This window comes from Iodobacter sp. (assembly GCF_025352645.1).
GTDB lineage: Bacteria > Pseudomonadota > Gammaproteobacteria > Burkholderiales > Chitinibacteraceae > Iodobacter.
Map to the genome: position 1 here is coordinate 1 of NZ_JANXSO010000112.1, position 9159 is coordinate 9159.

At 52.3% G+C, this 9159-nt stretch carries 6 protein-coding genes and 1 pseudogene; all 7 read right to left on the reverse strand.

Features of this window, described 5'->3' with window-relative positions:
- Window positions 1-1725 (reverse strand): beta strand repeat-containing protein (locus tag Q0R17_RS12720; protein ID WP_374759874.1); only part of this gene is annotated, 1725 nt, incomplete at its 3' end.
- A gap of 555 nt (window positions 1726-2280) precedes the next feature.
- Window positions 2281-2934, reverse strand: a complete 654-nt coding sequence (locus tag Q0R17_RS12725; RefSeq protein WP_293935671.1) for an HAD family phosphatase — start codon at window positions 2932-2934, stop codon at window positions 2281-2283.
- Window positions 2935-3039: 105 nt separating this feature from the next.
- Window positions 3040-4440 (reverse strand): FAD-dependent oxidoreductase, encoded by a 1401-nt coding sequence (locus Q0R17_RS12730; RefSeq protein ID WP_293935672.1) that lies wholly within the window; start codon window positions 4438-4440, stop codon window positions 3040-3042.
- Window positions 4437-5270, reverse strand: coding sequence for a phosphonoacetaldehyde hydrolase (gene phnX, locus Q0R17_RS12735; protein WP_293935673.1), 834 nt, complete (start codon window positions 5268-5270; stop codon window positions 4437-4439). Before phnX ends, Q0R17_RS12730 begins: the two co-directional genes overlap by 4 nt.
- Window positions 5271-5405: 135 nt before the next feature.
- Window positions 5406-6491, reverse strand: coding sequence for a 2-aminoethylphosphonate--pyruvate transaminase (locus tag Q0R17_RS12740; protein WP_293935674.1), 1086 nt, complete (start codon window positions 6489-6491; stop codon window positions 5406-5408).
- Between the two features lie 412 nt (window positions 6492-6903).
- Window positions 6904-8571 carry a putative 2-aminoethylphosphonate ABC transporter permease subunit gene (locus tag Q0R17_RS12745; protein WP_293935675.1) on the reverse strand — a complete coding sequence of 556 codons (1668 nt, stop codon included), beginning with the start codon at window positions 8569-8571 and terminating at the stop codon, window positions 6904-6906.
- A pseudogene (locus tag Q0R17_RS12750) lies at window positions 8568-9159 on the reverse strand (putative 2-aminoethylphosphonate ABC transporter ATP-binding protein); the annotation flags it as partial. The gene Q0R17_RS12745 and the pseudogene Q0R17_RS12750, both read right to left, overlap by 4 nt.

The window sequence follows — 9159 nt, forward strand, 5'->3', positions numbered from 1 at the left end:
CGTCACTTGATCTGTACTTAAAGCTTTGACTTGCGCGCTAGAGAGGATAGCAATGGCACTGGTACTGATCACCGCTAGATCACGAGTTTCTAGGGCGGCGATATTACTGGTACTGAGCGCGGCCACTTGACGTGTGGTCAAGACTGCAGCTTGATTACTATTCAGCGCAACGGCTTGGTCGGTGGTTAAACCCGCCAAGGCACCCGTGCTTAAGTTGATTGCTTGATCGGTAGTGAGGTTGGTAACTTGATCCGTAGTGAAGGCTTTCACTTGCGCGCTAGATAGCACCGCAATCGCGCTGGTGCTGATCACCGCTAGATCACGGGTTTCTAGCGCTGCAATATTGCTGGTGCTGAGCGCAGCTACTTGGCGAGAGCTCAGCACTGCGGCTTGGGCCGTGGTGAGTGCCGCGACTTGATCCGTGCCTAAACCACTGGCCACCACGCTGGTGCTCAAAACCACCACTTGATCTGTGGTTAATGCGGCCACTTGGGCCGTGGTAAAAGCTTTAGATTGCGCGGTGCTTAATGCAGCAATGCCACTGGTTTTTAAAACTTGTAGATCGGTGGTTTCTAGTGCCGCTATACTGCTGGTAGAGAGAGCCGCAATTTGGCTAGAGGAGAGTGTTGCAGCTTGATCTGTGGTGAGCGCGACGGTTTGATCGCTGGTCAAGACACGCACTTGGCTGGTCGACAAGGCAGCAATCGAGCTGGTACTCAACACAGCCACATCGCGGGTTTCTAGGGCGGCGATATTGCTGGTGCTAAGCGCGGCCACTTGGCGTGAAGTCAAGACCGCAGCTTGATTGCTATTCAGTGCAACCGCTTGATCTGTAGTCAAGCCCGCCAAGGAACCGGTGCTTAAGTTGATCGCTTGATCGGTGGTCAGATTGGTCACTTGATCAGTCGTCAGCGCTTTAACTTGGGCGCTAGACAAAACCGCAATGGCACTGGTGCTAATCACGACTAAATCACGGGTTTCTAAGGCCGCAATATTGCTGGTGCTTAAAGCGGCCACTTGACGTGAAGTCAAGACCGCAGCTTGGTTGCTATTCAGTGCAACCGCTTGATCGGTGGTTAAACCCGCCAAAGCGCCCGTGCTTAAGTTGACTGCTTGATCGGTGGTAAGGTTCGTCACTTGATCTGTACTTAAAGCTTTGACTTGCGCGCTAGAGAGGATAGCAATGGCACTGGTACTGATCACCGCTAGATCACGAGTTTCTAGGGCGGCGATATTACTGGTACTGAGCGCGGCCACTTGGCGAGAGCTCAGCACTGCCGCTTGGGCGGTGGTGAGGGCTGCAACTTGATCGGTGCCTAAACCACTGGCCACCACGCTGGTGCTCAGTGCCACCACTTGATCCGTCGTCAAAGTGGCGACTTGGGCGGTGGTAAAGGCTTTGGATTGCGTGGTGCTTAATGCTGCAATACCGCTGGTTTTTAACACTTGTAGATCAGTGGTTTCCAGCGCCGCGATGCTGCTGGTGGAAAGTGCGGCGATTTGGCTGGACGACAACGTTGCAGCTTGATCCGTAGTTAGGGCGACAGTTTGATCACTAGTTAAGGCACGTATCTGGGCAGTGCTAAGTACCGCCACTTGGGATGTAGTCAGCGCCATAAATTGGCTGGTGCTGAGCTCCGCTATAATTGCTGTATTAAAGCCAGCAATTTGCTGGGTGGTAAGTGCAGCAATTTGACTTGTTGTCAGACCCGTAACGAAGCTCATTTTATATATTCCTTAACTAGTTCTTAATACACAACACCGATGCATGACTTCAAAAATCGGCCTACCCAACAACCGCCAAAATGACCCATTTGGACTACCAATGATGTATCGGCAAAAGCTTAAGTAACTTTATGTCAAGATCATAATGTGCTTGCACCATAAATGCCATGTAAGGAAAATAACAATTGAATATAGATTTTGCGCTTGTATTTTTGACTTGCGTTCACCACTAATCAGCATTTCTCACCCAAGTAATTTAAACGTGAGCAGCGACACAACGCCTTGTTTGCAAATCAACTTCATCAAATTACACACTACTGACTACGTTAATGGGCCCTTAGCGGCAGCGCCAAGCCGAAACACCTCACTAAGATATAGATATGCATAATCACAAATGCCAAGCATTAAAAACAGCCTTACAAAATACATATAAAATTCATTTAAAAACGATGAAATAACATTATTTTTTATGGTTTTCTTACTGCAATTAATGCGTAGAAATCACATAAAAATTTCCCGATAAAATGCGCTTTTATTGTAAGTGCGGGCTAATTTTTAGTTTTTCCAACTCAAACATCCCCAGCCTTGCCGACTTGCATATTGCTTTAACCGCTGGTCGGGATTCACCACGTAAGCCAGACTAACGGCAGAAAGCAGCGGGATATCGTTGCCTGAATCGCTATATCCATAACTCCCCTGCAGGGTTTCATCTTGCCCATGCAGCCACTCTTGCAAACGCAAAACTTTACCCTGCTGATAAGTCAAAACGTCCTGTACTTCACCAGTGTATTGCTGGTTTTTTACGACCAGATTGATCGCCAAATAGTCATCTACTGCAAGATAGCGAGCAATCGGCCCAACGATATGCTCACCCGTTGCAGAAACAATCACAATTCTATCGCCTGCGGCGCGATGCTTAGCCAGCGTGGCACTCGCTTGGCTAAATACGCACGGCGCAATGCAGCGCTCAATAAACACTGCCACCCAAGCAGCCACCTTATCCACACTGCGCCCACGCAAGGCTTGCAAGGTGAACGACATATAGTCTTCCATCCGCAACACGCCTTGGTGATAGGCGCGCATCAAGGCTGCTTCTTGTGCCAGCATGCTGCGCTCTGCCACGCCCTCATCCACTAAAAACTGTAAAAACAAGCTGGCACTATCGCCGTCAATCAAGGTGTCGTCTAAATCAAAAATGGCGAGTGCCATAGGGGTTCCTTCACTCGTTGTAGGGCGGGTAAAACCCGCGTGTTTATTCGGCATTGCTCGCGGGTTTCACCCACCCTATAAAAGATAGTTGCATAGCATGACTTTCTAGCCTTTATCCGCCTTACCTGCCGCCGCCGCAAAGCCTGCCAATTTGCAATCTAAATAGCTGGCTGTTTGGCCGTGATCTTCAGCATTTTCTTTGCGGCGGATGGCGTTTCTGACCATATGCGCACCTAACCAGCGGATAGGCTCAGGCGGGAAATAGCCTTTAGGCCCACTGACTAGGGGGCTGCGAGTCCAAGCGTTATCTAAACCCAGCACCAAAGAGGATAAAATCTGCCCGCCTAGATAAGTAGGCCCCACGCCATTACCTGAGTAACCAAAGCCATAGAAGATGCACGGATGCTGGTTTAGCTTGCCAAAAAAAGGCAGCCCCGTTACCGATCGATCAGATGGGCCATTCCACGACGCCGCAATGGGCACGTCTTGCAAGGCAGGGAAAAACCGCCCCAAGGTTTGTTTGAGTGATGCTTGATAGCGGCTTGGCCGATCAAAAGAGCGCAGCATGCGATTGCCATAGGCAAAGGTATTGCCGCCCTTACCCAGCATGAGGCGGCCATCCACGGTGCTACGATAATAATTTACAAAAATGCGCGAATCACACACCGCTACACCGCGTGTTAAGCCTGTGCGCTTTAGCAAATCTGGGCAAGGCTCCGTAATAATCATATCGGATGACACCACGGCAATACTGCGCGATAGAGCAGGGAACATCGTTGCCATCGAAGCATTCAGCGCCAGCACCACGCTTTTAGCGCAGATGCTACCGTGCGGGGTTTGCACCTGCGGCTGCTCGCTCTCGATCAAACGCGTCATGGGGGTGGATTCATAAATCGTCACGCCCATCGCCCGCGCCACTCGGGCCAATCCTCGCACCCAAAGCCCAGGCTGCACGCTACCCCCTACGGGCGAAAAAGCCCCCGCCAAGTGTTGATCGGAACCTGCCATTAGCCGCACTTCTTGCAAAGGCAAAGCCGCCCAACTCAGCGCTTGATGCCGTGCCAGCTCATCCATCACGCCATCCATATTGCCAAGTTGCGCGGCATTCGTTGCCGTGTACAGCGTGCCATCGATACGCACTTCGGCATCAATGGCGTGCTCGCGGCAAAACTGGGCGATTTGGTAGACCGCGTCTTCAGAAGACTTAACAATACGCAAGGCTTCTGCCTCACCAAACAAGCGCTTCAGCGTTAAAAACTTAGTCGCCAACGTCAGCAAGCAGCCGCCATTACGCCCTGATGCGCCGCTGCCGCACAGATCTCGCTCGATGATGACCACAGCTAAATCGGGCTGAGCTTGTTTAAGCATAATCGCCGTCCACAAGCCGGTGTAGCCACCACCCACGATGCAGACATCGGCGTGGATATGCTGATTTAAAGGCTGGGCGGGCGCTGGGTTTTCTTGGATTAATGCCTGCTCAAACCACCATGGCCTAAACACACTCATGGGCGCTCTGCCTTGGCTAAGCGTGCTTCGATATCGACGAGCACCGGTAGCAGATCGGCAATGCTGTCGATCACATAATGCGCCCCTGCTTGGGCGAGTTTTTCAACGGCAATCGATCGCTTAGCGGCCTGTTCAGCGGCACTTAGATCACTCCATTCGGCCGCAGTTAAACCTACTTCATTGCCCGACACCGAAAGGCCCACTGTCCACATGCCTGCATTCAAGCCTTCCGTGATGCCCACCGCAGTATCGTCCACTTTTACGCAGGCAGCCACATCGCTGACCGCCAGCTCAAGCACATTTTGCAAAGCCATCCAAGGACCAGGACGCGCCCCAGCTTTTAGATCATCTGCAGCCACCGTGCAATCGGGCGCATAACCCCGCTCACGGGCGATAGGCAGCAGTGCATTCATCACTTGGCGTGGGTAGCCGGTGCAGCTGCCTATCTTTATGCCCTTGCTGCGCAGCTGGGCCACCAGCTCTATCGCACCGCTGATAGGCAAAGAATAATCACCTACTTTCGCGATTTGCAAAGGCATAAATGTGGCGTAAAGCGCATCAACATCGGCGTCCGTCATGGCTCCGCCAAATTTAGCCTGCCAGCGCGCCGCCACCTCAGCCTGCTGGCCCAGCACCTTAATGTGATCCCACTTCGCTCGGCCCATAGGCACACGCGCCTCGGCCAAAGACACCTCAACACCAAAGGCAGCAAAGGCCTCAATCAACACCTGTGTCGGTGCAAACGAGCCAAAATCAAGCACCGTACCCGCCCAATCAAAAATCACCGCTTGAATAGGGCCAAGGTAAGCACGGGAGTAACGGTAGTTCATGGTTTTATTCCTTTAAATATGGGGTGAGTGGGTCGACGCGACAATTCAAGCGCATCGCCCGCGTGGGCACAGGTGCCCACCCTAAGTAGGGTGGGCACCTGTGCCCACGCGGCATCGCTTAAATATGCAACCTATTTACAGCCAACCCAGCTCAAGCAAAGCATCGCCAATAGCGGCAATAGCCTGCCGTATTTCGGCTTGATCGATGGCACCGATACAGCCAACACGGAAAGTTTCCACTTCGGTGAGTTTGCCCGGATAGAGCAAAAATCCACGCTGACATACCGCTTGGTAAAAGCGCTGGAACTGATATTCAGGATGCGCTGGCGCATAAAAAGTGTAGATAATCGGCGCTTGTAATGACTCGGGCAAAAATGACTTTAAGCCGAGTTTGCCCATGCCAGCCGCCAGCAGGTCACCATTGGCCTGATAGCGGGCAAGGCGGGCAAGCTGGCCGCCCTCGGCCAAATACTGATCCAGCGCGGCACGAAACGCGGCGACCACATGGGTGGGCGGGGTAAAGCGCCATTGACCGGTTTTTTGCATATATTCATATTGATCGCACAAATCCAGCGATAGCGATGGGCTGCACCCCGCCTGCAGCGCCGCTTTTTTAACAATTACAAAACCCATGCCCGGCACACCTTCAAGGCATTTATTGGCCGAGGAGATCAGGGCATCAAACGCCAGCCCTGCTACGGATAGCGCCCCAAATGCCGACATCGAATCTAAGATCAGCCCGCGCCCCGCCGCCTGCACCACGCTAGCCACTTCGGCCACGGGGTTGAGCAGGCCTGTGGCGGTTTCGCAGTGGATCATGCCCACGTGTGAAATGGCTGAATTAGCCGCTAAAGCTTCTTTCACCGCTGCCGCACTCACTGGGATGCCATCGGCAACGGCCAATACCTGTACTTTTAACCCCATCACCTGCGCCATTTTGGCCATTCTTTGGCCGTAAGCGCCGTTCACCAACACCAGTAGCTCGCGATCACGCGGCACCAAGCTACCAATCGCAGCTTCCACTACAAAAGTGCCCGAGCCTTGCAAAGGCACGCAGCAGTAATCCGCTCCTACTTCGGCAATTTGTAATAAGTCATGACAAATGCTGGCCGTAAGCTGATTAAAGCGAGCATCCCAAGAGCCCCAGTCGGTCAGCATGGCGGTCTTGGTAGCCAGCGTGGTGGTCAGTGGGCCAGGGGTTAATAAAACGGCTTCACGCATAGTTACTCCAGTCATCTAGATGAATTTTTAAATACAAAAAAATGAGCTTGATGCTCGGTGTTGTTTTTGAGAACCTTAAATATTGAACCACAGAGAACACTGAGAAGCGCAGAGGTTCACAGAGAAAATCTAATCAAAAAACGAATAGGCACTTCGACGTAAGTTTTCCAATATGATGCCAATCTAGATCGTCATTCCCGCGCAGGCGGGAATCCAGCTGCACTACTGGATCCCCGATAAAGACACTCGGGGATGACGTTTTTTAAATAGGCCTAAATGGCAAGAAAACTTACGGTTGCCTACTTATCTGCTTTTTTTGACCGCCTTAACTCACGTATCTCTTGTCCTCCTCCGTGGCCTCTGTGTTCTCTGTAATCCAAGGTTTAACACTGTATCAAGACGAAAGATGTCATCACCCGCGCCAAGCTTGCGAGCGTTTGCCTAATAGCACCGATGCCAGCACAAATAATAAGCACACCAAGGCCGAGGTCATGACGATGAGGGTGGCCATGGCTGCTGCGGCGGCGGTGTCGCCTGCGTCGTCCATATTTAAAACCGCAAGCGATGAGAGCACCGTGTCTGGCGTATAAAGAAAAATCACTGCCGATACCGTGGTCATGGCCGACACAAAGTAATAGCGGGCGATATCTAAAATGGCAGGCAGGCAAACCGGCACAGTGACGCGGCTGAGTGTTTTCCAGAACGGCACTTTGAGTGATGCGGCTACCGCTTCAAATTCGCTGTCCATTTGCTTAAGCGCGGTGCTAGCCGTGAGATGCGCCGTGGTATAAAAATGCGTGACCGTGCACAGCACTAAGATGCTCATCGTGCCGTACAGCCCATGCAAGGGATTGCTCGGCGCATTAAAGAAAAACACATAGCCCAAACCCAGCACCAAGCCCGGCACTGCCATCGGCAACATCGCTAACACCCGTAATACAGCCTGTGCCATTGGCGCTGAGCGGAGTTTTTCGTTTAAATAAGCACCGGTAAACACCGTGATTACGCCACAAACCGCCGTCCAAAATGCTAGTTTTAGGCTATTGAAATAAGCCAACCAGCCGCCGCCGTCCATTTGTTCGAAATCAAAATGCGCCAGCGTTAAGTTCATATTGTAGGGCCACAGCGTTATCAACGATGCCGCCACCGCCACGCCCAACATCACCAGCAACCACGTTGCAACGCCGCAGCACCAGAGCAAAGCCAAGGCATCACGCAGGGCTGCAGGTTTGGGCACGAGGGGCTGGGCACGTGAAGTGAGCAAGGCCTTTTGCTGCACCAGATAATCAACCATAAACGACAACACGGCGGGCAAGAGTAGTAGCAAGCCGATCACCGCCCCCTTGGGGAAGTTTTGCTGGCCGATCACCTGCTTATACGCCTCTACCGCCAACACATTAAATTGGCCGCCAATCAACTTTGGCACACCAAAATCAGTCATCACCAGCGTAAACACCACAAAGCCAGCCGAAATCAAGCCATAGCGCACGGCAGGCAAGGTCACCGTAAACCATTGCCTGATCCGCCCAGCTCCCAAGGATGTAGCCGCTTCATACAGCCGTGCATCGGCAATCGCCAAGGCGGTCAGTAAAATCATTAAGGCATGGGGAAAGGTATAAAACGCCTCACCCAGCACAATGCCAAGCGGCCCATAAATGCTTACGCCCAGCGGCAGCCAGCTTTTTAATAAGCCCTGATTACCAAACAAATAAACCAGCGAAATCCCAGGCAAGAGCGAAGGCGCAAGCAGCGGAATCAAAGCCAGATAGCGAAACAAGCCCTTACCCGGCATGCGGCTGCGCGTTAAAGCTGCGGCAAATAAATACGCCAGCGGCAGCACAATCAGGGTGGTTGCAATCGACACCCACAGGCTATTGATCACCGCTGGCCAAAAGCTAGCAACGGCGGTAATTTCAATAAAATTAGCCAGCCAAACCCACTCGCCCGTTTGCGATAGCATGGCTTTGCCAAGAATCGCCAATAAGGGGCCAGCCACGCCTAGCAATAGCAACGCAGCAATCAAATAGCTCATGCCCCCCGCCATTCTTTCTGGCAGATCCAGCTTTATGCCAAGGCTCATTGCGTGGCTCCTGCGGCAAAAACGCGCAGTTCTTTATGCGGCAAAGTCACGGGGATGCGCTGCTCAATCGATAACTGCAGTACCGCCATTTGATCGCGGCTTAGATCGGCAATCAGCGAGGTATTCCATTGTGGCACCCACAGGCTAACGCGATAAAAGCCGCCAAGTAATTCAATTTTGCTTACATCCGCTAGCGCCGTATTGGGCTCACGCAATAGCACCGAATCCCAAACCGAGTGCAAACGCACGGCTTCAGGGCGAATAAACAATTCTAAAACCGAGCCCACAGCAAGCGGCGGCAAATGCAAGGCATAGAGCTCTGCCCCGCCTACAGCAAGGCACTGATTGCCCAGTACCGTGGCGGGCAGCCAGTTGGATTTACCTACAAAATCTGCCACAAAGCGGCTTTGCGGATGGCTGTAAATTTCTTCAGGCGTGCCAATTTGCTCGATCACGCCGTGGTTCATCACCACGATTCTATCGGCCATGGTGAGCGCTTCATCTTGATCGTGCGTCACCATAATGGTGGTAATGCCGAGACGTTGTTGCAGGCTGCGAATTTCTTTACGCAAATGCTCACGCACCCGC

What these genes read in the sequence shown, in the direction of transcription:
- Q0R17_RS12740 (WP_293935674.1), bottom strand. Translation starts at nt 6,491, where the DNA reads ATGCGTGAAGCCGTTTTATTAACCCCTGGCCCACTGACCACCACGCTG.
- phnX (WP_293935673.1), bottom strand. Translation starts at nt 5,270, where the DNA reads ATGAACTACCGTTACTCCCGTGCTTACCTTGGCCCTATTCAAGCGGTG.
- Q0R17_RS12730 (WP_293935672.1), bottom strand. Translation starts at nt 4,440, where the DNA reads ATGAGTGTGTTTAGGCCATGGTGGTTTGAGCAGGCATTAATCCAAGAA.
- Q0R17_RS12725 (WP_293935671.1), bottom strand. Translation starts at nt 2,934, where the DNA reads ATGGCACTCGCCATTTTTGATTTAGACGACACCTTGATTGACGGCGAT.
- Q0R17_RS12745 (WP_293935675.1), bottom strand. Translation starts at nt 8,571, where the DNA reads ATGAGCCTTGGCATAAAGCTGGATCTGCCAGAAAGAATGGCGGGGGGC.